The following is a 23,693-nucleotide window of genomic DNA, read 5'->3' as shown; positions in this document are numbered from 1 at the left end:
CCCGCATCCACAGCCCGCATGTCCCTCTCCGAAGCAAGGAGACGGAAACATGGCAAGACTCGACGGCAAGGTTGCGATTATCACAGGCGCCAGCTCAGGGATCGGCGCCGCAACCGCACGTCGCTTCGCGGCGGAAGGCGCGAAACTGGTGCTTGCCGCACGGCGTCCGGCCGAGCTCGAGCGCGTGGCCAATGAACTGGGCGGAGATGTCGCCATTCTGACCGGCGATGTCCGTGACGAAGCCTATGCGAAAGCACTGGTCGCACTCGCGGTGGATCGCTTCGGCGGCCTCGACATCGCGTTCAATAACGCGGGCGCGGTGGGCACAGCGGGTCCGCTGACCGACCTGGCGGCAGAGAACTGGGACTGGACGATCGCCACCAACCTGACCGCCGCCTTTTATGGCGCCAAGCATCAAGCGCCGGCGATGACAGCACGCGGTGGCGGGTCGATCCTGTTCAGCTCAAGCTTTGTCGGCGCAGCTAATGGCATTCCCGGCATGGGTGCTTATGCCGCGGCCAAGGCCGGGCTACTTGGTCTCGTCCGTACCCTCGCCGTGGAACTTGGGCCGCAGCGCATCCGTGCGAACGCGCTCGTCATCGGCGGCACGGACAGCCCTGCAAGTGCGGCGCGCCAGCCGGATGCCGATCCGGGTGTACAGGCGTGGATGGAACAGCTCCATGCGCTCAAGCGCCTCGCGGAACCGGCGGAGATCGCCGAAATGGCGCTGTTCCTGGCGTCCGACGCTGCAAGCTTCGTCACCGGCGGCGCGATTGCGGTCGACGGGGGCGCTTCGATCACCAAGACATGATGGTTGGCCGGGTGCTGGCGCTTATCGCGGGCCGCCCTCAAGGTCGCCGACACATTGCGTTTCGGGTTCGGTCACCGCCATCCGCTTCAGCTCCCGCGTCCGCGCGGTGATGCCGGGAAACAGCGCATCGGGCGCGACCTTATAGGATCTGATCAGGCTCAACGCCCATTCATAGTGGCGTGCACCGGCGGCACAGCTGTCGCTGCCACCGGCGCCCTCGCCCCAGACGGTACGCCAGGGCGAGTTACCCTCCCGTGTCAGGATCATCTGAAAATCACCGACACCGCCTTCACCTTCGGCATAGGCAATGGCCCGACGGCCATCGTGTACGACGCGCAATTTCCTGAACGTGTATCGCAGCCGGGGATCACTGCCACTCTTCAGCGTGCTGATAATCCCGGCGCGTTCCACGCTGCCGACGCGCGGGGTGTAGATGGTATTCTGGGTAACGAGAAGCGGGGCAATAGCGAGCAGTGCCGGCGCCATGATCGCTGTGAACAGGAGCGGCATCAGGCGCCGTTGACCTCATCGTCGCCGCGATACTTGACCTGCAGATACCGGCCGCGCGTCGCCAGCGCATCGAGATCGCCCTGCGCCAGCTGCGAGGACATGTCCGAAATTTCCTGGTCGATCAGGCTCAGCCCATCGACCAGTTGCTTGTCGGGCGACTGACCGAACCGGTCCTGCCCGCGCAAGTTCTGCGGCACACGCTGATAGCCCTTGATCAGCTCGGGCAGTTGTTCGCCGACCAGCTTGCGCACTTCAGCCGCCGCAGGTTCGCCTTCGTTGAGCGTCTTGAGCTGCCCAGCCAGCACATCGAGCTTCATGCCGATCGAATCGAGCAACGGCATCGCTGCCCCGGGCAGCGTCGACCGCTGGCGGTCCAGCCACTCCTCGGTGCGCAGCGGCAGCGATGCCAGCGGTGCCTCGCCGAACTTCTCCGGCGCGACTTCCTTGCTCGTCGATGACAGGCCGAAGAACAGCGTCGTGACGATCAGCAGCGCCATCACGGCCAACGCCCCGCCCATGCCGAGCGGAAGGAACCAGCCCAGGATCATCGCACCGATGAGGATGACCCCGGCCGCACCGGCGATCCGGCCAACCCGGGTCAGGATTTCGGTATCGCGGCGTTTCTTCGCACGCGCATTGAGCGTGGTGTAGCGCTCGCGCGAGCGATTGAGCACCGCGTCGGCGCGGGCAATTTCACGGTCGATCTCGCTGGGCATGACGCTGCTTACAGTGCCTCCAGCTTGAACGTTTCGGTGTTGCCCGAAAGCTGGTTCTGCGCCGCGCCCTCGGCCCGTGCGATATAGCCCTTGGACTTCTCCATCTCGTTCGACAGCACGTTGACCGTGGTTTTCATGTTGTCGAGCGCCTTGAGCTTGAACGTGTCGATCGCGTCCATCGTGTCATAGATGTTCTGGAATGCACGCTGCAGCGTCTCGATCGGGATCGTGCTCGCCGCCGCCTGCTCATGAACCATCGCGGTATTCGACTTGAGCAGATTGCCCGTCGAATCGATGATGTTCGCGGTGGTCGTGTTGAGCGCGGTGATCTGGTCGAGCACCAGCCGCTGTGCGGTCAGCGCCTGCGCCACCGTCACCGCGGTGCGCAGCGCGCCAACCGTGGTGGTCGAAGCGCGGTCAACGCCCTTCACCAACTCGACATTGTTCTTCTTGACCAGATCGAGCGCGAGATAGCCCTGCACGGTCACGGCCATCTGCGTCAGCAGGTCCTGCGTGCGCTGGCGGGTGTAGAACAGCGCGGTCTCGCGGATCGCCTTGGCCTTGGCCGGATCGGTGTGATCCAGCTCAAGCGACTTGTCCTCAAGCCGCTGATCCATCTCCTTGGAGATATAGATCATCTGCTCGAGCCGCCCCATCGCCGCCCACAGATTCTGCCGCTCGACGTCGATCGCAGCATTGTCCATCAGCAGTTCGTCCTTGCCCGACTGCAGGCTCTTCAGGATCGCGGCGATGTGCGTCTGGCTCGACTTGTAGCTGTCGAAATAGTTGCGCAGCTTGTTGCCCATCGGGATGATGCCGAACAACTTCTTGCGCTGCGTCAGGTCCCCCTTCTTGCCGGGATCGAGATCCTCAACCACCCGGCGCAGCTCGGCCAGATCCTTGCCGACGCCGACATCCTTGTCCATCGCCCGCACCGGGCGATCGAGGAAGCGGTTCGACTGGCCCGCGGCATCGCGGATTTCCTTTGATCCCATCGCCGTGATCGCATCAACACGCTTGCCGAACTCGGGCGAGTTCACGTCCTGTGCGACAAGATCGTCGATAAAGCCCTCAACCCGGGTAACCAGTTCGCCCTTCTTGCCTTCGTCCACGGGGACGAGCCCCGCCATTTTCTCAGGCGCACGCTCCTTGAGCGGCTCGGGTGCGGTCAGCACCAGGTCGTCGGTCTTCTCGGCAGTCGCAGTCTCGGTCGCCATTTGCCCATCTCTCCAGCACCAGATTTCTGGCGGTTCCCGACAAGATGAACGGGAACCGCGCGCGCTTCAAGTGTGTCGCCAATATAATACACTTGAACTATCGTGCAACCGACCGATGTTGTGGGAAGTTCCAATGACGCGGCATGTTAACATATGACCGCTAGGATGAATGGCATGGAACGCAGGCTGAAGATGATGATTGCCGGTTCGATCGCGGTGTGGGTGCCGGTCTCCACCGCGGCCCAGGCCTCACCTGCGGCCGTCGATCTCGGCAAGGCCTATCGGCTGAAGGCTGAGCCAGCGGACGAATCGCCAGCACTTCCCGCGACGCACAAATTCGGCTAAGGGCGCGCGCAACCCGCGATTCCGCGGCATCCAGGATATTCGCATGAACCTTCGCAACGTGGCGATCATCGCCCACGTCGATCATGGCAAGACCACGCTCGTCGACCAGCTCTTCCGCCAGTCCGGCACCTTCCGCGACAACCAGCGCGTCGAAGAGCGCGCGATGGACTCCAACGACCTCGAGAAGGAGCGCGGGATCACGATTCTCGCCAAGCCGACCTCGGTCGAGTGGGAAGGCACGCGGATCAACATCGTCGACACCCCCGGCCACGCCGATTTCGGCGGCGAGGTGGAGCGCATCCTCTCCATGGTCGACGGCGTCGTCCTGCTGGTCGATTCGTCGGAAGGCGCGATGCCGCAGACCAAGTTCGTGACCGGCAAGGCGCTCGCGCTGGGCCTGCGTCCGATCGTCGTGGTCAACAAGGTCGACCGTCCCGACGAGCGCATCCAGGAAGTGCTGGACGAAGTGTTCGACCTGTTCGTGTCGCTTGACGCGACCGATGAGCAGCTCGACTTCCCGGTCCTCTACGCGTCGGGCCGCAACGGTTATGCGAACGAGGATCCGACGCTGCGTGAGGGCACGCTGACGCCGTTGTTCCAGAAGATCGTCGATCACGTGCCGCCGCCCGCGCTCGACGTCGACGCGCCCTTCACGTTTCTCGTTACGCTACTCGATCGCGACAACTTCCTCGGCCGCGTCCTCACCGGCCGCGTCACCAGCGGCAAGCTCAAGGTCAACCAGCCGATCCACGCGCTCGACATGGACGGCAACGTCATCGAGACCGGCCGCGCATCGAAGATCATGTCGTTCCGCGGCCTCGATCGCGTTCCGGTCGACGAAGCGCAGGCGGGTGACATCATCAGCCTTGCCGGCCTGACCGTCGCGACCGTTTCCAACACCATCGCCGACACCAGCGTCAGCGCCGCGATCCAGGCGCAGCCGATCGATCCGCCGACGCTGTCGATGCGCTTCGCCGTCAACGACAGCCCGATGGCGGGCCGCGAAGGCACCAAGGTGACGTCGCGCATGATCCGCGACCGCCTGTTCCGCGAAGCCGAATCGAACGTCGCGATCAAGGTGACCGAAGCCGATGACCGCGACTCGTTCGAAGTCGCCGGCCGTGGAGAGCTTCAGCTCGGCGTGCTGATCGAGACGATGCGCCGCGAGGGTTTCGAGCTCGGCATCAGCCGTCCGCGCGTGCTGTTCCGTGACGAAGACGGCCAGAAGATGGAGCCGTATGAGACGGTCATCATCGACGTCGACGAGGAGCATTCGGGCACGGTCGTCGACAAGATGAACATCCGCAAGGCCGAGATGACCGACATGCGTCCCTCGGGCGGCGGCAAGACCCGCATCACGTTCAGCGCCCCGTCGCGCGGCATGATCGGCTATCATGGCGAGTTCCTGTCGGACACGCGCGGCACCGGCATCATGAACCGGCTGTTCGAGAAGTACGGCCCGCACAAGGGCAGCATCGAAGGCCGCAAGAACGGCGTGCTGATCTCCAACGGCGCGGGCGAGGCCAACGCCTATTCGCTCAACACGCTGGAAGAGCGCGGCATCCTGTTCGTCGGCCATGGCGAAGCGCTGTACGAGGGCATGGTCATCGGCGAGAACGCCAAGCCGGACGACCTTGAGGTCAACCCGATGAAGGCGAAGCAGCTCTCCAACGTCCGCTCGTCGGGCAAGGACGACGCGATCCGCCTGACCCCGCCGAAGAAGATGACGCTGGAACAGGCCATCGCGTACATCGACGATGACGAGATGGTCGAGGTGACCCCGAAGACCATCCGCCTGCGCAAGCGCTTCCTCGATCCGCACGAGCGCAAGCGCGCGAGCCGTGCGAAGGCGGCGTAAGCCCCCGGATCAGGTTTGAGATTTGGAAGGCGCCGGAGGAAACTCCGGCGCTTTTCTTTTTATGGCGCAGGCGCTTCGCCCACTTGCAGCAGGGAGCACCACAAATTGTGAAACTTTCCGTGCTTCAACGGAATCGGATGGCTCACATGAAATGATCGACTCCGGAAGCTGCGCTCCAACGGGATGGCCGTGCATTTTGAGGGATTTGGTTGTTCAAAGAGATTTTACGTCCGTGAATGAACCCATAACGCCAATCATCGCCGCAGGGGTTAAGCCAAGCTGCTCCAGCTGCTGAGCCGCCACGTTTGCGCGCTGAGCTTCGACAGTCGCACCGACTGCCTTCAATAGGGTGCGAGTTGACGAGATCAGCTGGTTCAGCGTGGCAAAGGTTAGTACTGCAGTGTCGTGAGTTCCCGCGTTTTCCTCAGCCTCATTATTTGGATAAACCACGACTCGCTTACTTTCGACATCACCGTAGTGCGTTCTGAGCCAGTTCTCGTGGCTGAGAACCTGGCCGTGCAAGGTCTTGGTGAACTTATTCTTACCTTTTTTGCGCGACTTCGCCTCTACCACCAAATAGGGACCGGTATCCGCTCGAGCGAGCACATCTGGACCTTCCTTATAACTTTGGTCCGGTCGGCTAGAAGCGAAACCCAGCCAACTAAACAGGTCAGCGAGTGCTCCCTCAAACTGACTTGAGGTGCTGTGAGGGGTAAGAAATTCGGTATCTTTTTCGAAGCGGGCCAGAGCAACTCCGGAATGAAGGAACTCGCCGATGCGAGCAGAAACAGCGTGGGCCTGCTGTGATGCAGGGGGCATCTGTTGGACCGCGACCTGTCCGATCGGTGCCGTCAGGGCAAAGTTCAAGCCATAAGCTTTGGCCTGCCATTCCTCAGATTGCAGTTCCTCTCCCGCCATAAACGCGGCCCGAGCCTTGAGCTGGTGGAACCAGCCCTTAATCGTTGCGTCCTTGGCATGATCAATCGCACGATTGAAGTGACCGATTGCCTTTGTGAACTGCCTGGTACGCAGCTCTTCAATTCCATCCCGCTCGGCTTCCCATACTTGAAGACGATCGGCCTCAGTCGGCGCCAAAAGTGCCGCACCTCCTAGTTCGTCGGCATGATAAGCGCGCCAGTCGGGGTCACGGTTGAGGCACTTCCAAGCTGTATCTATGAAGTCCTGCGCGGATTCCACAGCACGGCTGACTTCCAAGCCGATCTCCAGCTGCCGCCGACTTGTTCCAGAAAGATAGCGCTGGTTGGACAGCTTGCCGATCCAAGTCACCAAATCACCGCCGGTAAGCACGACCACACAATAGTCACTGGTCCCGCGAGACCCCCGCCCGATCGCCTGCTCGATCCGCTGAGCGAGGGTTGAACTGGGAGAGCCATAAGAAAGGGCGGCGATACGCCAAGCGTCATAATTGGAGCTGCCGTAAGGCAGTCCATCCATGATCAAGACTCGGCACGCGTCACCCGGTAGATCGACGCCATCATACCGACGCGGCAGAACCGCTGCGATTCCCTTCTTGGCACGGAGATCCTCGATCAACTGAACCGTTTCAGTGCCCTTGGTAGGGACTTTCGCGACATCCTTCCAATGGTCACCGCCAGCAAAAGAGGGTGTAAGAATGGCGACATTTTTCTGCTGCTGCGTCGCGCTGGATACCAGCTGCCTCACCAGTCCCACCGGATTCTGATAAGCTGGTAACTCTATCAGGGCGGGCGCCAAGATCATACGCTCGCCCACTCCGGCAAGGGAGGCTGCGGTCAGTGGCGAAGCTACGCGAGCAGCGCGGACTCCAAAAGTACGAACTACTTCACTGTCGTCAGCGATCGTCGCCGACATGTAGATTCGGCGCTTGGCGTTGAGATAGGCCGCTGCCCGATCAACCAATGGAACGATCGGCAGAATGGAGATCGAGTCTTTACTGATCAGAACCTGACAGACATGTAGTTCGTCGCGCACGTGAGCCCATGCCCACCGATCGACCTTCTCGGGTCCATATTGCTGGAGAGCCGTGGCCACCTCGTCGACCTTCTCCACCCAAGCCCAGTAGGGCACGTCGAGGACAAAATATTCCTTGCCTGCGACCACATCGTCAAAAGTGTGACCCCGATTCAGTTGCCGGAATGCACCACGAAAACGGGCAGTCAGATCTTGGTAAAGCTCGAGATGCTCGGATGAACTCACCTCGAAGGTGAAGGACTTCCACACCGTTTCAAAAGCGGCATGGGCGTCGTCCAGAATGATAAGGCCGAGCTGGTTGACCTCTGACTGCCTATCCCGAGTGCCGAACTTACTGATCCCATTGAACACCGCGTCATAGTTCGCGACGCCGATAGCCCTGCCATCAACGAAATCGGCTGGCAGGCCCTCCTTGGCATTGCGATAGGCCACGATCGGGATACCGAATCGATCCGCTTCGGCGCGAACCTGCTCATTCAACTGGTTGGTTGGAGTAACATAGAGTACAGGCAAGCCCAGCTCGTTCAGCGTAGCTTGAGCCATTAACAAACCCACCAAGGACTTACCGCCACCGGTTGGGAGCTTGAGGACCGAATCTCGCTGATCACGGTCTCTATTCCAGACTTCAAGCAGCTCACTCTGGCTGGCGTAGAGTTCGTTCACTCCCTCCGGCTTGATGAGGTGATTGAAGATCTTGCGCGGATCAGTCTCTTTGCTGGAGCCACCACTCTTCTTGAGGGATTTAAAATCGACCAAGGCTGAACTCCGATCAACGTATTTTGTGAGGCGTCTGACCTATGCACTTCGAAACAGACGATCCTCTATCAACCATCTTCAGTCAATCATCAAAGAACAAACCATAAACAAAACCCTTTCCTACACGCCCCCATTCTGCCTACACCCTGATCGGTTGGGCGACTCATAAGGAGGGGGAAGATGCAGAACCGGGTTCCTGTGAAGCGGGAGGAGCGCCCTCCCCTGCCCGCATTCACGCCGGTACCGCGCAGGCACAACCGGCATGACGGGTGGACGCCGGAGCGGCAGCGGGCATTTATCGAGGCGCTGGCGGATACCGGATCGGTCACGCGGGCCGCGGGCATGGTGAATATGGCGCAGGCCAATTGCTATACGCTGCGCCGCGCGCCGGGGGCGGAGAGCTTTCGCGCGGCGTGGGATGCGGCGCTCGACTATGGCGTGCTGCGGCTGAAAGACATCGCGTTCGAGCGGGCGATCGACGGGCAGTTGGTGCCGGTGTTCGTCGCGGGCAAGCTGATGGGTTTTCGGCGCAAGCGCAACGACGCGCTGCTGATGTTCTGCCTGCGCCATTACGGGCAGGACCCGAACGGGCGCCGCACGACGATCAACTATTTCTCGACCCGGGCGAGCGCTGGTGCTGCGGGTGATGGCGGCGCGGCGGCCGAGGCACAGACGACGACGGTGCGAACCAGCATCACCGACGCTGGCGATGGCGATGGCGCGAGGCAGATCGCCGGCGCCGCGGCGCGGATCGAGGCGTTCGCCGGGGTGACGCTGGACGGCGAGGCGCAGGCGGCGATCTCTGCCGCGCTTGAGGCCTGCGCGGCGCGGCGGCGGACGCTGGATGCAGCGATGGACGCAGGCGGTCTGGCCGGACGTGACGCCGAGGAAGAGGATCCCGACTCGCCGTTCGTGCGGGTGCCGCCGGGCGCGCTTGAATGGCGCGGCGAGTTGGAGCCGGCGGTAGAGCTGGAGGACTGGGAGCCGTTCATCGAGGGCGAAGTGCCATGGGAGCAGGCCGGGGCCGAAGCGGTGGAGCCGGAGGATGCGGAGGAGCCGGAGGAAGACGGATTGCCGCCCGCGGCGTAGGCCCGGGGTGGCGGGCGGTGGCCGGGGAGCGGCCCGGCCCCGGACACGCGATGAGGACTCTCGCGATGCGCATTGTCACCCCGATACGGGCTGAATCGCATATGCGCCGCATCGGTCCGTCGCACGCTGCGCACCAGTTAGCGGCACAAGGCCCACGCATCGGGATCGTTAATTCGAGTGAGCGGTTGCGACGATCACCCAGCTACCCATGGGTTCTGGCGCTGCATTTCTGTGGCGCAGTCCATGAAACAAGATGGAGGGGGCTTTGACGACCGGTTGCACCTTCCAGCGGCGGGAATTGACGAGCGGATGCGAGGACACTCGCTCGACCGGTCAAGTTTAGGAGTGACGTATGCGAGTAGTTTCAAATAGCCCCCGGGCGCTCTTGCTGGTGGCGATGCTTGCCGGGGCAGCCCCTGCGAGCCTTGCCGCTCAGGAGCAGACCCAGCAGCCGGCGGACGTATCCATCTATGGCACCGCCCCGGCCGCGCCCGTAGCGGCCGAGATGACCAAGGGCCCGGAAATCAAGGGCATCATCTCTGCACGCAGCGGCGACAAAGTGCAGGTCACCACCGCCGACGGGACCAAGGCAGTCGTCGTGGTCAGCGACGCCACCAAGATCAGAGGCAGCGGCGGGTTTCTGGGCCTTGGCGGCAGCAAGCTCGCGTCCGCCTCGCTGCTCAACGGTCTGCCGGTGACGGTCAAGACCCTGCAGTCGGGCGACGGTCTGGTGGCGAGCCAGATCAACCTGCAGAACAAGGACCTGCGGACCGCGTCGATGATCCATAACGGCACCGACCAGCGCTTTGCCGAGCAGACCGCGGCGACCGATGCGCTGCGCAGCCGAGTAGGCGATATCGACCAGTATAACATCAAGGGCACGACCAACGTGAACTTCGACACGGGCAAGGCGGTGCTGTCAGCCCAGGCGAAGGCCGATCTCTGCGCCGCGGCGCAGCAGGCCGAGGGAATGGACAACGCCCTGCTGCTCGTCGTCGGCTACACCGATTCGACGGGAAGCCAGGAGCTCAACCAGACGTTGAGCGAGAAGCGCGCGAGCAGCGTCGTCAACTATCTGCAGCAGGCGTGCAAATGGAAGCCCTATCGCGTGCTGACCCCGACCGGGATGGCCGAAGCCGACCCGCTGGCGGACAATACGACGCCTGAAGGCAAGGCGCAGAACCGCCGCGTTGCGGTGAACATCATGGTCAGCAAGGCTGTCGAAGGCCTGTAAGAGAGACGGGGTGGGCGGCGCTCACCCCGGTTCCCGGATTGACCGGCCGACGCCGATCGCGGCGAAGCGGCCTGATTGCTATCGACCCCGGCTCGGTTAGGATCGCATCCGAATCGATGGGGGGTATCGTGAACGTCATTGTGCAGCCCTGGGTCCGCTACACGGACTTTCGCGGGCGATCGACCCGGACCGAGTTCTGGCTGTTTCACATCCTCATCTGGATCGTGCTCTTCGCGCTGGCGCTGTTGCCCGTGGTCGCCACGAGCATGACGAACGAGGGAGTCACCTTCATTCTGTGGTTCCTGCCGTGCCTCTTTCTCGCGCTCGGTGCCATCATCCCCGGCCTCGCCGTCGGCGTCCGGCGGTTGCACGACAGCGATCAGCCGGGATGGCTGTACGCCGTGGTCGTCGTGACGCTGCTCGTGATTCCGCTCATCGGTCCGGTCGCGATGGGGGTCGCCGGTTTTCTGCCCGGTACGAAGGGCGAGAACAAATATGGCGCCGACCCGCGCGAGAATGGCGGCATGGCCGACCGGGACGTCACCCGCATCTTCGGCTGAGCGGCCGCGCTATTTTCCATCGAACAACCCGTCCTGCGATCCGGCGGGCGGGTTGAGGCCGAGATGCTTCCAGCCGGCGGCGTTGAGGCAGCGGCCGCGCGCGGTGCGGGCGATCATGCCGATCTGTATGAGGTACGGCTCGATCACCTCCTCGACCGTGTCGCGCGGCTCGCTGAGGCCCGCGGCGAGGGTTTCGACGCCCACCGGGCCGCCCTTGTAGATATCGGCGATCATGGTGAGGTAGCGGCGGTCCATCGCGTCGAGGCCGAGCGCGTCGACCTCAAGCCGGTTGAGCGCGGCGTCGGCAGCGCGGGCGTGGACGATGGTCTCGCCCGCGACATTGGCGAAATCGCGCACGCGGCGCAGCAGGCGGCCGGCGATACGCGGGGTACCGCGCGCGCGGCGGGCAATCTCGGTCGCGCCATCGGGGGCGATGCCGAGGTCGAGCAGGCCCGCAGCGCGGGTGACGACGCGCTGCAGCTCATCCACGGTGTAAAATTGCAGGCGCACGGGAATGCCGAAACGGTCCCTCAGCGGCGTGGTGAGCAGTCCCTGCCGCGTTGTCGCGCCAACCAAAGTGAAACGCGGCAGATCGATGCGGACCGAGCGCGCCGAGGGTCCCTCGCCGATCATCAGGTCGAGCGCGCGATCCTCCATCGCGGGGTAGAGCACTTCCTCGACCGCGGGGGCGAGGCGGTGAATCTCGTCGATGAAGAGGACGTCGCCATCCTCGAGATTGGTGAGCAAGGCGGCGAGATCACCCGACTTGGCGATGACCGGGCCGGAGGTGGCGCGGAAGCCCACGCCCATTTCCCTGGCGATGATCTGCGCGAGCGTGGTCTTGCCGAGGCCGGGCGGGCCGAAGAACAGGACATGGTCGAGCGCGTCGCCGCGTTGCCGGGCAGCGTCGATGAACACGCGCAGATTGTCGCGCGCGGCACGCTGGCCGACGAACTCGTCGAGCGACTTGGGGCGCAGCGCGGCGTCGACGTCCTCGGGACGGCGGGAGGCGGTAAGGATGCGGTCGTCAGTCATGCCGAACGACCATAGTCAGGCTGCCCCCAAAGTTCGCGAAATTGATCGAGCATGGTTCGCGCCCGACCCGTCAGCTTTTCCCGAGCTAATTGTTGCGCAGCAGGGGTGTCATTGAACAACTCGATTGCCCCGGTTCCCAGCGTTTCTTCGACATCGCCTCGTTCAGCCAGATCGTTGAAATGAGCGAAAACGGCATTCTCTTCGGGCTGCGACAGTGTCCGCTCAATCAACAATTGTGCAGTCGCGCCAAAAATCACCGTCGAAAGGTCGAAATCGTCCGCGTTCAGATGTGTCGCCAAAAAAGGACAGGCTACGAGTAGCTGTTCTACTTCAGGAGCAGTCACTTCGCCGCCTTCCGCAGCGCCAGCCTCACCAGCGCGTCGAGGGTTACGCCCGGCCCGAGTTCGTCGGCGGCGGCGTTGACCGCATTGCTCGCCTCGGCGGGCTTGAAGCCGAGGTTGAGCATCGCCGAGACCGCGTCGTGCGCCGCACCGCTCGCGGGGACTGCAGCCCCCGCCCCGCCGCCAAGCGCGATGCCGCCGGCCTTGTCCTTCAGTTCGTTGACGATGCGCTGCGCCAGTTTCGGACCGACGCCGTTGGCGCGCGCGATCATCGCGGCATCGGCGCGGGCGACCGCGGTCTGCACCTCAGCCGGCGAGAGGATCGAGAGGATCGCCAGTGCGACCTTGGCCCCCACCCCCTGAACGCTGGTGAGCAGGCGAAACCAGTCACGCTCCTCAGCCGAGGCGAAGCCCATCAGGCGCATCGAATCCTCTGAGACCAGCATCTCGGTATGCACGGTGACGAAATCGCCAAGGCTGCCGAGCGCCGCCAGCGTTCTGGCCGAGGCGCCGACGAGATAGCCGACACCGTTCACGTCGATCACCGCATGGTCGATGCCGGTCGCGGTGAGATGGCCGTTGAGATGCGCGATCATCGAGCGGTATCCAGATACCGGAAGGTCACAAACGTCCCGCTCCTACGCGCGCGAGGGCGCTTGCACGCGTGAGCAAGCGACCGGGATTCCGCGATATCGGAAGAGAGGCGACAGACCATGCCGGTACATAAACGGAACAGTGCGGCGTAGGAAAGCGAAATTGCGGCCCGGCCCTTGGCAGACGCGGCGGTCGCCCCATCTCATACAAGGGACAGGGGGACATACTGGATGCTGACGATCGGATTGCTGCTGGGGTGGGCCGCATTGCTGCTCGCCGGGACCACACGGACCGGGCAGTTCATGCGAACCGCGCTGATCGGGCGCCCTGCCGCATGGCTGAACCGTTTCAGCCGCGGTCAGGCGATCTTCGTCGCCGTGCTGATGCTGTTCGCGAGCCTGATCTTCTGGATCATGGGAGAGGCAGGACTGCGGTTCGTCAGCCTGTTCGCCCCGGAGCTGATCGGATTGCTGGCCAGCATCGAGTTTACGGCAGCAATTGATGCCGTCGCTGTGGCGATCGCCACCGCCGCCTCGGTGCGGCTGCGTGGGCTAGTGACGTGGGTGAAGATGCACCTGCCGGGGCAGAGATCGCGCGCGCGCCGCATGCAGCGGACCCGGCGACCCAGCCCGCCCGCCAACGACAGCGATGGACCAGCGCCAGCCCTTCTTCTCGCCCGCGCCGCCTGACGCTAGCGCGACAATGCCCGTGCGCTGGCGAGATGGTGGGCGTGGCAGATCGCCACCGCGAGCGCATCCGCCGCGTCGGCGCCCGCGATCTTTACGCCGGGGAGCAGGCGCGACACCATCGCGTGGACCTGCGCCTTCTCGGCATTGCCGGTGCCGACCACCGCCTTCTTGACGAGGCGCGGGGCATATTCGCCGACATCGAGCCCGGCACGCGCCGCCGCGGCGATGGCGACGCCGCGGGCATGGGCGAGCTTGAGTGTCGATTGCGGGTTGGAGTTGACGAACACCTCCTCCACCGCCGCACCCTGCGGCGCGTGATCGGCAATCAGGGCGACGAGCATCGCGTCGAGATGCGCGAGGCGGCGCGGCAGCGGCGCCTTGGCATCGGTTTTGAGCTGGCCGTTGGCGAGGTGACTGAGGCGATTGCCTTCAGCGCGGATCAACCCCCAGCCGGTGGTGCCGAGGCCGGGATCGAGGCCGAGAAGAATCATCAGAACCACATTTCGAACTGGGGATCGTCTTCCTCGGGCGCGTCGTAGGCGAGATCTTCCCAGTCGTCCGAAGGCGATGCCGCGCGCTTGCAACGCAGCGTGGCGAGATCCGTCTTGCCTTCGCTCACATGGATGCCCGACCAGATCGCGCCCGGGACCTGCGTATATTGCCCGCCGACACCCCAGAAGACGACATAGCTGTGATCGCCGCGCGTGAAGCGCAGATGCCGCTGCGATCCCCCGCCCCCGCCGACGATGAAGCCGCGGCGGACATTGCTCCACTTGGCATCGCTCGCGATGTCGATCGCGGGCTTACTGAGTGGACCGTAGCGGTAGTGAAGCTTGCCGCCGTTCGCGCAGATACTGCCAACCGACTTGCCGAAGCCGCAGGTATAGACGATTTTCTCGCCGGTGCGGCATTGGCTGGCCGGCGCAGGTGAAGGTGCGGGGGTTACCGGCGCCGCGGCGGGCGCCAACAGGGTAAGCAGGAAGCCGAGAAGGATCATGGCATCAATACCATCGATCGAAGCTGACGTCGGTATCCTCAGGCACCGCATCGGGGATGCGACCGACCGGGTGGGCGCCGCTTCTGCATGAAAGCGTCGCCAGGTCCTTGTCGCCGCGGCGGACATGGATGCCCGACCAGAGCTTGCCCGGCCGAACGGTCAGGTTCCCCGCGGTGCCCCAGAAGACGACGTAGCTGTAATCGGCGCGGGTGAAGCGGAGAGAGGGCTGCGAACCGCCGCCGCCGCCGACCACGACCTTGCGGCTGACATTGCTCCAATCAGGCGTGCTGGAGATCGCTATGTCGGGCTTGCCCACCGGACCATAGCGATAATGGAGCTTGCCGCTGCCCGAGCAGACGCTGCCCACCGCCTTGCCGAAGTTGCAGGTGTAGACGATCGTCTCGTCCGCGCGGCATTGGCTGGCGGGAGCGGAAGATGGAGCGGCTGTGACCGGCACTGCTGTGGGCGCCGCAAGCGTGAGTGCGAGGCCAGTCAGGAGCAAGGTTCGCATCTACGCCTCCCCATCGGGTCCGAGGGGAGTCTGCTTGCGGCAGCCCCCCTCACCATGCCTTCGGCACGATCCCCTCCCCGTTCGGGAGAGGATTATCCGAGCTTTTCCATCACTGCGTCGGATACTTCGTAATTGCCCCATACGGTCTGGACGTCATCGTCATCGTCCAGCGCGTCGATCAGCTTGAACAGGGTCGCGGCGTCGCTCTCGTCGACCTCGACCATCGTCTGCGGGCGCCAGGCGAGTTTCGCGCCCTCGGCCTCACCCAGCACTGGCTCGAGCGCCTTGGCGACTTCGTGCAGGTCGGCGTTGGCGGTCCAGATCTCATGGCCGTCCTCGCTCGACGTGACGTCCTCTGCACCCGCTTCGAGCGCGGCCTCGAACACCTTTTCGGCATCGCCTGCGCTGGCGGGATAATTGATCAGGCCGACGCGGTCGAAGGCGTGGCTGACCGAGCCCGACGCGCCAAGGTTGCCGCCATTCTTGGAGACGGCGGTACGGACGTTGGTCGCGGTGCGGTTGCGGTTGTCGGACAGCGCCTCGATGATCAGCGACACGCCGCCCGGGCCGAAGCCCTCGTAGCGGATTTCTTCGTAATTCTCGCCGTCGCCCTTCGACGCCTTGTCGATCGCGCGCTGGATATTGTCCTTGGGCATCGACTGCGCCTTGGCGGCGTTGACCGCTGCGCGCAGGCGCGGATTCATGTCGGGATCGGGCAAGCCCATCTTGGCCGCGACGGTGATTTCGCGGCTGAGCTTGGAGAACATGCCCGAGCGCTTCTTATCCTGCGCGCCCTTGCGGTGCATGATGTTCTTGAATTTGGAATGGCCTGCCATGGGTCGTCTCTATGCAAATGTGTGGCGGCGTCTCTAGGCGAGAGGCGGGGCGGCGCGCAATGCTTACCCGTCGCGCCAGCGCCGTGCCGGGGAGCACTTTTCGGCGCGCGATGCGAAAGGGACTGAAGGCCATTGCGTGCGGCACGGTGGATCCCGGCACAAGGCCGGGATGACGAATGGCCTAAACGCCGCTCACGGTCACTGCAGTGCCCGAGGCAGAGACCATCAGCATCGACCCGCCCTTGCCGATCACCTCGTAATCGAAGTCGATGCCGATCACGCCATTGGCGCCCAGCGCGCGAGCCTCGTCCACCAGCTCATCGAGCGCAGTCTTGCGGGCTTCCTTGAGCGGACGCTCATAGCTGCCCGAACGGCCACCGACGATGTCGCGGATGCCCGCGAAGATATCGCGGAAGATGTTCGCGCCGATGATGACCTCAGCCGTCACGATGCCGTGATAACGGGTGACGCTGTGGCCATCGACGGTGCTGGTGGTCGTAAGAATCATAAGGGAGATTCCTTTGCTTGTGTCGGCTTCGCCGACGCGGCACCAGCCCGCTCCCCCACCCGGCCACCCATATCATACTGGCGTTGGGTGGCCGGGTGGGGGAGCGGGCTGGTGCCGCAATCCGGTTCAGCGACCGCTGAACCGAACAAGCATTAGCTCATGCCCAGCGCGTTGCGATAGGTTTCGAGAAGCGCGTCCTGCTCGTCGAGCTGGTGCTTCTCCATCTTGCGCAGGCGCACGATGGTGCGGATCGTCTTGGCGTCGAACCCGGTCGACTTGGCTTCGGTGTAGACATCCTTGATGTCGTCGCTGATGCCCTTTTTCTCTTCTTCCAGCCGCTCGATCCGCTCGATCAGAAGGCGCAGCTGCTCGGCCGAAATCGAGTCGCTCATGTCCCGCTCCAAATAAGGTGCTAATAAGGTGAACGGGCGCGTTTAGCGGCTGTGCCGGGGGGTGCAAGGGGGCGTGCGGCGGATCGCTGTGGATAGGCCGAAACGCCCATTACCTGTGACGTAATTGGAATGATTCGCGAGCTCGGCGAAATTGCAATCACCGCGGCGGGGATGCCGCACGATCGCAATGGAGACCCACGATGATCCGCTTTCCGCTCAATGTCCGCCAGACCATGGTCGTCGATTTCGTCGGCACCGGCGCTACCGCCGTCCTCGCCATCGCCGCCGCAGGCCTGACCGCCGGCCTCACCGATCTGCCCGAACCGCTGATCCGCAGCGCGGGCCTCGCCCTGGTCCCGTTTCTCGCGCTGGTTCTGGCGATGGCGGTCAGGCCAGCGCGCGGCGGCGTCATCGCGGTGATCGCGATCAACATCGCCTGGGTGATCGCGAGCTTCGCGACGATGGCGTTCTTCGTCAGCCCCAACGCATTCGGCTATGCCTTTATCACCGCACAGGCGCTGGCGGTGGGATTGTTCGCGGAGCTCCAGATCCTTGCGCTCCGGAACGAGAGCAAGGCCGTCCGCACCTATGCCTGAGACGGCAGCCGCCGTCTGAGCTCACCCGGCCACCGAAATGGTGGCCGGGTGAAGCTGCGTCAGGGCTTGCGCGGTTTGCGGCGTTCCATCGTGCCGGTCGGCATATGCGTGGCCGAGATCGCCTCCGCCTGAGCCGGGGCGATGCCTTCGCGGGTGAGCGCCTCGACCAGTGCCTTCGCCGGGGCGACCTGGACATCGGGAGCGACCCCCGTCCCTTCCCAGCCGTCGCCGCCCGGGAAATAGCTGCGACCAAAGGGGATGAAGGCCGCGTAGCCGCCCGGCAGCTCGACGCCACCGCCATAATGGCCGGCGCCTCCGGTGACCTCACCGATCAGGGTCCCGCGCCGGGTGTTCTTGAGCACCGAGGCGAGATGCTCGGCAGCCGAACCGGTGCGGCCGGAGGTGAGGTAATAGATCTTCGCCTTCGTCCATGGCGATTTCGGGCTGATCGGGGTGACGCGATGCTCGCTGCGCGCCAGCTCGGCCGGCGCGTCGACCTTGACCAGCGAACGATAGGGCAGCGGACCTTCAGCCTCGGCGACAGAAGCGCGGGTGTCCATCACCATCACCGGCTGCGCCGTGGCGAAGATGCGCGGGAACAGGACGTCCATTTCCTCGAGCCCGCCCCCGCGGTGCGTGCGCGCATCGATGATGAGAGTCTTTGCCCCGGCATTCTTGTCGAGAAAATCCGTGAAGGCCTTGAGTGTCTCAGGCTGACCGTAGAAACCGTTGAAACGGACAAAGGCGATGCCGGGCGCGATCATCTCCGCCTGCTCCATCGGCGCGGACGCAGGGAGCTTCGGCCCGCCCTGAGCAGCCGGCGGCGGCGGGGGCGGACCGTTGGACGGGAACATAGCCAGATGGCCGTCGGGTGCCACCGCCTGAAGGTCCGCGGTCACCGCGCTGGCCAGCCCCGCACGGTCGGTGAGGGCGTCATAGCTGCCCGCCGCCAGCTTGGCGCGCAGCGCGGCCGAATAGCGTTTGGCGACATCGGGAAAGACGAAGGTCTTCTCAATCTCGTCGGCGAGCTTCGCCACCGCCTTCTTCGCCTCGGCGGCGTCATAGGGCGCTGCGGGCGCCGTGGCCTGCACGGTGGTCAGGGTCTGGGCCATTGCGGGCGGCGCCACTACTGCCAGTATCGCGGCCGCCAGAACTTGCTTACGCATCCATACTCTCCATCATTCGACATGCGACGTGTTATACCCGACCAACACGCCTTTTGCGGGCGAACTGAAACGGCTATGCGACGAAAATCGGCATAAGCGGAGGTGCAGGCGGCGAAGATGGGCAAGCTCGACGCGTTCGACATCCAGTTGCTCAATCTGTTGCAGGCGGATGCGCTGGCGACCGCCGAGGAACTCGCGCGCGAAGTGCCCCTCTCTGCCTCCGCCGTCACGCGACGCGTGCGGCGGCTGCGCGCCGAGGGATGGATCACAATGGACACCGCGGTGGTATCGCCCCGGCTGAGCGACCGGCGGCTGCGCGCACTGGTCAACGTTCAGGTCCACGAGCATGCTGAGGAACGCGGTATCGCCGCGCTGCGTGCAAAGCTGGTAGCGGTGCCAGAGGTGCAGATGATCCTCGACGTTGCGGGCGTCAACGACCTCGCGGTGCTGATCAGTGCGCGCGACATGGCCAATTACAACGACCTCGCCGAACGGCTCTTCCAGAACGATCCGGCGGTACGGCGATACGAGACCGGCTTCGTCAAACGGGTACACAAGCAGAGCGCGGCGATCCCGCTGCGCACGGAGGATTGCGACTAGATACAACCGGGGAGGAAATCATGAACAAGAATTGGCTGATCTTGCCGCAGCTTGCGGGCGGCGCGGATCTGGCATTGCTGGCGATGCGGCTGGTGGTGGGCGCGTTCCTGATCTTTGGCGTGTGGGACAATATCGTCAGCGCCGATCGGATGGCCGAGTTCGAGAAATTCCTCACCCTTAAGGGCTTCGCGATGCCGGGGCTGATGGCTCCCCTGTCGGTCTATGCGCAGTTCCTGACCGGAGTCGCCTTCATCGCCGGATTTGCGATTCGCTGGGCGGGGCTGATCTGCGCCTTCAACTTCATCGTCGCGCTGGTGATGGTCGATGCGCCGCTGGGCATCCGTCCGGCCTTTCCGGCGGCAGCTTTGGTGGTGATCGGATTGCTCTTCGCGACGATCGGCGCGGGGCGTTTATCCATCGACGCGATGATCTTGAAGGGGTCGCCATCCTGAAGAGGATGGCGCGAGTGACGGGGCTCGAACCCGCGACCTCCGGCGTGACAGGCCGGCGCTCTAACCAACTGAGCTACACCCGCTTAAGTCCTGCGCCGAAGCGCCTTCCCTTGCGAGAGCGCGGCAACTAGACGGGGGGTTCGGGGCTGTCAACAGCCCTTTCGCGCGCATTCCCGGGATTATTTTGCGTAGCCGGAGGTAACGGGCTTCCGCCGGCCACCAGCGTGCCATGCTCAAACAGGAATCCGGCGATGTCGGGCTTGCCCGCAGCGTTGAGCACGGTCTGGAAAATGATCAGCAGCGGCACGGCCAGCAGCGCACCCGGCGTGCCCCACACCCATCCCCAGAAGCTCAATGAGATCAGGATCATGATCGGATTGATCGTCAGCCGCCGCCCCACGATCAGCGGAGTCACCACATTCGCCTCGATCAGGTGGAAGACGATCATGATCCCCGCGGGCAGCAGCGCGGTCCAGACATCCTGATAGGTCATGAGCCCGCCCAGCGCGAGCAGCATGGCGGCAAAGATCGGCCCCAGATAAGGGATATAGTTGAGCAGCGTGACGATGCCGCCCCACATCAGCGGACTGGGCATCCCGATCAGCCACAACGCCCCCGCGACCAGCAGGCCCAGCGTCACGTTGATCGCGGTGATCGTCCCCAGATAGGCCGAGGTGTCGTCGACCACGTCCTGAATCACCCGTGCGGTCGCCATCGCGCCACCGAAGCTCGTCCGGCTGGTGATCGCCTTGCGCCGCAGCCGCGTCCAGCCCGACAGAAAGAAGTAGATCACGAGGATCGCGAAGAACATCTCGATAAACGCGGTCGGCGCTGCGGTGGCGACGAATTCGAGCAGCGAGCGCGGCGGCTCGGCAGCCGCGCGGGTCGGGCGAATCGGGCTCTGCGCGAAATCCTGAATCGTCTTGTTCACGAAGGTTTCGAGATTGGCGTAGAAATCGATCAGCGGCCTGACGTTCGACTGGATATTGTGGATCCGCTCAGGGATCGCGCTGAGCCAGCCCCAGGCGGGCACGACGATCGAGACGATCGCAGCATTAGCCGCGGTGAGAAACAGCAGTACGCAGATCAGCGAGGCGAGCGGCGCGGGCACGCGATGCCGCTCGAGCCATTCGAGCACGGGCACCAGCGCAACCGCGATGACCAAAGCGGCAGTGAGCGGCAGGAAGAAGGCCGAACCGGCCTGCAGCGCGAAGGGAAGCGCGAGGAACAGCCCCGCGCCGATCATCAGCGTGAGCGCGGCGATCAACCGGTCGCGGCGATTCTCCGCCTCGCTGCTTGGAGCGGGCGCAACGATCGGCTGAAGCGGTGGCGCGGGATACGACACCGCCCCGGTTTCCGTTCCCTCTCCCGTGCCCGCCTGTTCGACCAAGTTTCGCCCACCTTTCAACGGCTTTCTAGCGTGATTTGCGCGGCTTGTAATCCCGGCTAACGTACCCGTCATGGGAGAGAAGCTACTGGTCATCGACGAGGGGACGACCTCGACCCGCGCGATGTTGTTCGCGCCGGACGGGACACCGCTCGCAAGCCAATCCGCCGAACTGACGCAGCATTATCCGGGGCCGGGGCTGGTCGAGCATGACGCCGCCGAAATCTGGGAGAAGACGCAGCGCTGCGCCGCCGCGATGGTCGAAGCCGCAGGCGGTGCCGATCAGATCGCCGCGATCGGCATCACCAACCAGCGCGAGACGGTGGTATTCTGGGACAAGGCGACCGGCGAGCCACTCGCGCCCGCGATCGTGTGGCAGGACCGGCGCAGCGCCGCGATCTGCCGTGACCTCAAGGAAGCGGGCGAAGAACCCGGTGTGCAGGCGCGCACCGGGCTGTTGCTCGACCCCTATTTCAGCGGGACCAAGATCGCCTGGGCGATGGCGAACTGGCCGCAGCTGAGCGAAGCGGGCGACCGGCTTGCGATCGGCACGATCGAGAGCTGGCTGGTATGGAAGCTTACCCAAGGCCTGCACATCACCGATGCGACCAATGCCTCACGCACGCTGCTGATGGGGCTTGGCAGCGGCGGGTGGAGCGACGGGCTGATCGATCTGTTCGGTGCGCCCCGCCCTGCCCTGCCCGAGATCGTCGATTGCGCCGGCCGCTTTGGAGAGACGACGCTGTTCGGCGGGTCTATCCCGATCTGCGGCATGGCCGGTGACCAGCAGGCCGCAACGATCGGGCAGGCATGCCTGTCGCCGGGCGATACCAAGGCGACCTATGGCACCGGCGCATTCGTGCTGACCAATGCAGGCGAGCGCCAGCCCACTTCGAGGAACCGGCTGCTGTCGACCGTGCTGTGGCAGCTCGGCGGGCGGCGCACCTATGCGATCGAGGGGTCGGTGTTCGTCGCGGGCAGCGTGGTGAAGTGGCTGCGCGATTCGCTGGGGCTGATCGCCAACGCCGCGGAGACCGAGCCCCTTGCGCGGTCGGTTCCCGACAATGGCGGCGTCTATTTCGTCCCCGCCCTCACCGGCCTTGGCGCGCCATATTGGGAGCCGGAGGCGCGCGGTGCGATCAGCGGGCTGAGCCTCGCCAGCACCAGAGCCCATATCGTCCGCGCCGCGCTGGAGGCGATGGCGCACCAGAGTCACGACCTGAAGGCCGCCTTTGCAGCGGACGCCGCCGACTGGTCGAGCCTGCGCATCGACGGCGGCATGGTGGAGAATGACTGGATCGCACAGGATCTGGCCGATCTGCTCGACGTAACCGTGGAGCGGCCGGGCCTTACCGAGACCACCGCGCTGGGGGCTGCGATGCTGGCGGGCGTAGGGTGCGGGATGTTCGCGGGGCTGGAAGACGCAGCGACCATGCGCGGGACGGTAGAGAGGTTCGAGCCGAAACTCGATGACGCCGGGCGCCGATCCCGGCTGGACGGGTGGCGCGCCGCCGTCGCGCAGGTGTTGCCGGGCCACGCGGCCTGACCGCATGAAATGCCTCCGCTTCCATCGCGGCTATGCGCTGCTGGCTCTGCTGGTCTTCGCGATCGAAGTGCTGATCGCGCTCTATGTGCGTGATCGGTTCGTGCGTCCCTATCTGGGCGACGTTCTGGCGGTCATCCTCGTCTATCTCGGCCTGCGCGCGGTGCTGCGAATCGGCGTGACGGGTGCCGCAACAGCCGCGTTCGCGGTGGCTGTCGCCGTCGAACTGGGTCAGCTCATCGGCATCGTGCACCTGCTTGGGCTATCCCATAGTGTCCTTGCGCGAACGGTGTTGGGGATGGGATTCGAAGCATGGGACTTCGTCGCCTATGCCGCAGGCGCGGGCATCGCTGTTGGGGTCGAAGCCCTTCGCCCACGGCGACGCCAGGCCGCATCTTCCTGAGGACGACGCCTAGGCGACGCCGGCGCTACGACACCAGTCGCTCAGTACACCCTCGACATGGATGCGCACATCGCCGTCACGGGTGAAGCCCCACCAGATCAGCGCCCCTTGCCACAGCCGCGCCATCTGCCAGCCCAGCCGTTCGGCATCCTCAGGCCCGGCGGCGAGGCGGCGGCCGAGCGCCTGTGCGAGCGCCCGGCCCCAAGCCAGTCCGCGGGCGCGCAGCACCGGGTTGCGGAAATCCTCGCGCAGCAGGAGCAGACCATCGGTCAGGTCGTTCGCCGCGGTCTCGGCCGGGGTCAGGCACATCAGCAGCGCGATCGCGCCGTCCGGCGTTGCCGGTTCCTGCGTATCAGCTTCAGCGGTCGCACGATCGAGCAGGTCCCACGCATGCAACAGCACCGCCTCCACCATCGCCTCACGCGCGCCGAAGCGCTGGACAAGCGTCGCCGGCGCCAGCCCGGCCGCCTTCGACGCCATCGCGAAGCTCAGCCTGTCGGGCCCTTCGATCCTGAGCGCCGCGAGCAGCGCGTCCAGCACCCGCTCGTCCGAAATCGTCTTGCGCCGTCCCATGGA

28 protein-coding genes and 1 tRNA gene are annotated in these 23,693 nt (G+C 64.4%); 12 read left to right on the top strand and 17 right to left on the bottom strand.

Annotated elements, in window-relative coordinates; genetic code table 11:
• Positions 1–49 precede the first annotated feature (49 nt).
• Entirely contained in the window at positions 50–811 is a 762-nt protein-coding gene (locus AC07NK_RS12065) for an SDR family oxidoreductase (protein ID WP_495170841.1), read from the top strand.
• A 21-nt stretch (positions 812–832) separates the two neighbouring features.
• Here AC07NK_RS12065 and AC07NK_RS12060 read toward each other — a convergent pair whose 3' ends face one another.
• From AC07NK_RS12060 to AC07NK_RS12050, 3 genes are read right to left on the bottom strand one after another with little or no spacing between them, the layout of a single operon-like run.
• A complete protein-coding gene (locus AC07NK_RS12060) occupies positions 833–1,321 on the bottom strand; it encodes a hypothetical protein (protein WP_495170840.1) in 489 nt (162 codons plus the stop codon).
• On the bottom strand, positions 1,321–2,037 hold the full coding sequence (locus tag AC07NK_RS12055) for a hypothetical protein (RefSeq protein ID WP_495170839.1): 717 nt from the start codon (positions 2,035–2,037) through the stop codon (positions 1,321–1,323). Before AC07NK_RS12055 ends, AC07NK_RS12060 begins: the two co-directional genes overlap by 1 nt.
• Before the next feature lie 8 nt (positions 2,038–2,045).
• Positions 2,046–3,254 (bottom strand): toxic anion resistance protein, encoded by a 1,209-nt coding sequence (locus tag AC07NK_RS12050; RefSeq protein WP_495170838.1) that lies wholly within the window; start codon positions 3,252–3,254, stop codon positions 2,046–2,048.
• A gap of 174 nt (positions 3,255–3,428) precedes the next feature.
• Between AC07NK_RS12050 and AC07NK_RS12045 the strand changes: the two genes are divergently transcribed.
• Positions 3,429–3,599, top strand: a complete 171-nt coding sequence (locus AC07NK_RS12045; RefSeq protein ID WP_495170837.1) for a hypothetical protein — start codon at positions 3,429–3,431, stop codon at positions 3,597–3,599.
• Between the two features lie 43 nt (positions 3,600–3,642).
• Positions 3,643–5,457: a translational GTPase TypA gene (gene typA, locus AC07NK_RS12040; protein ID WP_495170836.1), complete on the top strand. Its 1,815-nt coding sequence runs from the start codon at positions 3,643–3,645 to the stop codon at positions 5,455–5,457.
• A gap of 213 nt (positions 5,458–5,670) precedes the next feature.
• Here typA and AC07NK_RS12035 read toward each other — a convergent pair whose 3' ends face one another.
• Complete coding sequence (locus tag AC07NK_RS12035) at positions 5,671–8,184, bottom strand: DEAD/DEAH box helicase (protein ID WP_495170835.1); 2,514 nt, start codon at positions 8,182–8,184, stop codon at positions 5,671–5,673.
• Positions 8,185–8,364: 180 nt separating this feature from the next.
• On the opposite strand from AC07NK_RS12035, the gene AC07NK_RS12030 reads away from it, so the two are divergent.
• From AC07NK_RS12030 to AC07NK_RS12020, 3 genes are all read left to right on the top strand, one after another.
• Entirely contained in the window at positions 8,365–9,273 is a 909-nt protein-coding gene (locus tag AC07NK_RS12030; protein WP_495170834.1) for a hypothetical protein, read from the top strand.
• Positions 9,274–9,625: 352 nt separating this feature from the next.
• The gene (locus tag AC07NK_RS12025; protein WP_495170833.1) at positions 9,626–10,507 is read left to right on the top strand and encodes an OmpA family protein; all 882 of its coding nucleotides are present in this window, start codon (positions 9,626–9,628) and stop codon (positions 10,505–10,507) included.
• 128 nt (positions 10,508–10,635) lie between these two features.
• Positions 10,636–11,067, top strand: coding sequence for a DUF805 domain-containing protein (locus AC07NK_RS12020; protein WP_495170832.1), 432 nt, complete (start codon positions 10,636–10,638; stop codon positions 11,065–11,067).
• 9 nt (positions 11,068–11,076) lie between these two features.
• Here AC07NK_RS12020 and ruvB read toward each other — a convergent pair whose 3' ends face one another.
• From ruvB to ruvA, 3 genes are read right to left on the bottom strand one after another with little or no spacing between them, the layout of a single operon-like run.
• A complete protein-coding gene (gene ruvB / locus AC07NK_RS12015) occupies positions 11,077–12,102 on the bottom strand; it encodes a Holliday junction branch migration DNA helicase RuvB (RefSeq protein ID WP_495170831.1) in 1,026 nt (341 codons plus the stop codon).
• Positions 12,099–12,446 (bottom strand): hypothetical protein, encoded by a 348-nt coding sequence (locus tag AC07NK_RS12010; RefSeq protein WP_495170830.1) that lies wholly within the window; start codon positions 12,444–12,446, stop codon positions 12,099–12,101. The genes ruvB and AC07NK_RS12010 overlap by 4 nt, the downstream gene beginning before the upstream one ends.
• Entirely contained in the window at positions 12,443–13,039 is a 597-nt protein-coding gene (gene ruvA, locus AC07NK_RS12005; protein ID WP_495170829.1) for a Holliday junction branch migration protein RuvA, read from the bottom strand. The genes AC07NK_RS12010 and ruvA overlap by 4 nt, the downstream gene beginning before the upstream one ends.
• 228 nt (positions 13,040–13,267) lie before the next feature.
• Between ruvA and AC07NK_RS12000 the strand changes: the two genes are divergently transcribed.
• The gene (locus AC07NK_RS12000) at positions 13,268–13,726 is read left to right on the top strand and encodes a hypothetical protein (RefSeq protein WP_495170828.1); all 459 of its coding nucleotides are present in this window, start codon (positions 13,268–13,270) and stop codon (positions 13,724–13,726) included.
• Between the two features lie 2 nt (positions 13,727–13,728).
• On the opposite strand, the gene ruvC is transcribed toward AC07NK_RS12000, so the two are convergent.
• From ruvC to AC07NK_RS11970, 6 genes are all read right to left on the bottom strand, one after another.
• Positions 13,729–14,217: a crossover junction endodeoxyribonuclease RuvC gene (gene ruvC, locus AC07NK_RS11995; RefSeq protein WP_495170827.1), complete on the bottom strand. Its 489-nt coding sequence runs from the start codon at positions 14,215–14,217 to the stop codon at positions 13,729–13,731.
• Positions 14,217–14,723, bottom strand: coding sequence for a hypothetical protein (locus tag AC07NK_RS11990; protein ID WP_495170826.1), 507 nt, complete (start codon positions 14,721–14,723; stop codon positions 14,217–14,219). Before AC07NK_RS11990 ends, ruvC begins: the two co-directional genes overlap by 1 nt.
• Positions 14,724–14,727: 4 nt before the next feature.
• Positions 14,728–15,234, bottom strand: coding sequence for a hypothetical protein (locus AC07NK_RS11985; protein ID WP_495170825.1), 507 nt, complete (start codon positions 15,232–15,234; stop codon positions 14,728–14,730).
• Positions 15,235–15,326: 92 nt separating this feature from the next.
• The gene (locus tag AC07NK_RS11980) at positions 15,327–16,070 is read right to left on the bottom strand and encodes a YebC/PmpR family DNA-binding transcriptional regulator (protein WP_495170824.1); all 744 of its coding nucleotides are present in this window, start codon (positions 16,068–16,070) and stop codon (positions 15,327–15,329) included.
• A gap of 181 nt (positions 16,071–16,251) precedes the next feature.
• On the bottom strand, positions 16,252–16,578 hold the full coding sequence (locus tag AC07NK_RS11975) for a heavy metal-binding domain-containing protein (RefSeq protein ID WP_495170823.1): 327 nt from the start codon (positions 16,576–16,578) through the stop codon (positions 16,252–16,254).
• Positions 16,579–16,730: 152 nt separating this feature from the next.
• Positions 16,731–16,970 carry a DUF2312 domain-containing protein gene (locus tag AC07NK_RS11970; RefSeq protein ID WP_495163170.1) on the bottom strand — a complete coding sequence of 80 codons (240 nt, stop codon included), beginning with the start codon at positions 16,968–16,970 and terminating at the stop codon, positions 16,731–16,733.
• Between the two features lie 200 nt (positions 16,971–17,170).
• On the opposite strand from AC07NK_RS11970, the gene AC07NK_RS11965 reads away from it, so the two are divergent.
• Entirely contained in the window at positions 17,171–17,566 is a 396-nt protein-coding gene (locus AC07NK_RS11965; protein ID WP_495170822.1) for a hypothetical protein, read from the top strand.
• A 59-nt stretch (positions 17,567–17,625) separates the two neighbouring features.
• Here the strand turns inward: AC07NK_RS11965 and AC07NK_RS11960 are convergent, their stop codons facing one another.
• Positions 17,626–18,732: a S41 family peptidase gene (locus AC07NK_RS11960; protein WP_495170821.1), complete on the bottom strand. Its 1,107-nt coding sequence runs from the start codon at positions 18,730–18,732 to the stop codon at positions 17,626–17,628.
• 117 nt (positions 18,733–18,849) lie between these two features.
• On the opposite strand from AC07NK_RS11960, the gene AC07NK_RS11955 reads away from it, so the two are divergent.
• Together AC07NK_RS11955 and AC07NK_RS11950 are read left to right on the top strand one after the other, a co-directional pair.
• Positions 18,850–19,332 (top strand): Lrp/AsnC family transcriptional regulator, encoded by a 483-nt coding sequence (locus tag AC07NK_RS11955; RefSeq protein WP_495170820.1) that lies wholly within the window; start codon positions 18,850–18,852, stop codon positions 19,330–19,332.
• 20 nt (positions 19,333–19,352) lie between these two features.
• The gene (locus AC07NK_RS11950; RefSeq protein ID WP_495170819.1) at positions 19,353–19,784 is read left to right on the top strand and encodes a DoxX family protein; all 432 of its coding nucleotides are present in this window, start codon (positions 19,353–19,355) and stop codon (positions 19,782–19,784) included.
• Positions 19,785–19,790: 6 nt separating this feature from the next.
• On the opposite strand, the gene AC07NK_RS11945 is transcribed toward AC07NK_RS11950, so the two are convergent.
• Both AC07NK_RS11945 and AC07NK_RS11940 read right to left on the bottom strand, forming a co-directional pair.
• Positions 19,791–19,867 (bottom strand) — tRNA-Asp (locus AC07NK_RS11945).
• A gap of 44 nt (positions 19,868–19,911) precedes the next feature.
• Positions 19,912–21,129: an AI-2E family transporter gene (locus AC07NK_RS11940; RefSeq protein ID WP_495170818.1), complete on the bottom strand. Its 1,218-nt coding sequence runs from the start codon at positions 21,127–21,129 to the stop codon at positions 19,912–19,914.
• Positions 21,130–21,244: 115 nt separating this feature from the next.
• Here AC07NK_RS11940 and glpK point away from each other — a divergent pair, with 115 nt between their 5' ends.
• Positions 21,245–22,717: a glycerol kinase GlpK gene (glpK, locus tag AC07NK_RS11935; protein ID WP_495170817.1), complete on the top strand. Its 1,473-nt coding sequence runs from the start codon at positions 21,245–21,247 to the stop codon at positions 22,715–22,717.
• Between the two features lie 4 nt (positions 22,718–22,721).
• A complete protein-coding gene (locus tag AC07NK_RS11930) occupies positions 22,722–23,117 on the top strand; it encodes a ribosomal maturation YjgA family protein (protein WP_495170816.1) in 396 nt (131 codons plus the stop codon).
• Between the two features lie 9 nt (positions 23,118–23,126).
• Here the strand turns inward: AC07NK_RS11930 and AC07NK_RS11925 are convergent, their stop codons facing one another.
• Entirely contained in the window at positions 23,127–23,690 is a 564-nt protein-coding gene (locus AC07NK_RS11925; protein WP_495170815.1) for a TetR/AcrR family transcriptional regulator, read from the bottom strand.
• Positions 23,691–23,693: the final 3 nt, after the last annotated feature.

It is taken from the genome of Sphingomonas sp. GW821-FHT09B04, assembly GCF_059418285.1.
The sequence above is the reverse complement of the archived record's forward strand: the minus strand, read 5'-3'. Positions and strand labels throughout refer to the sequence as shown.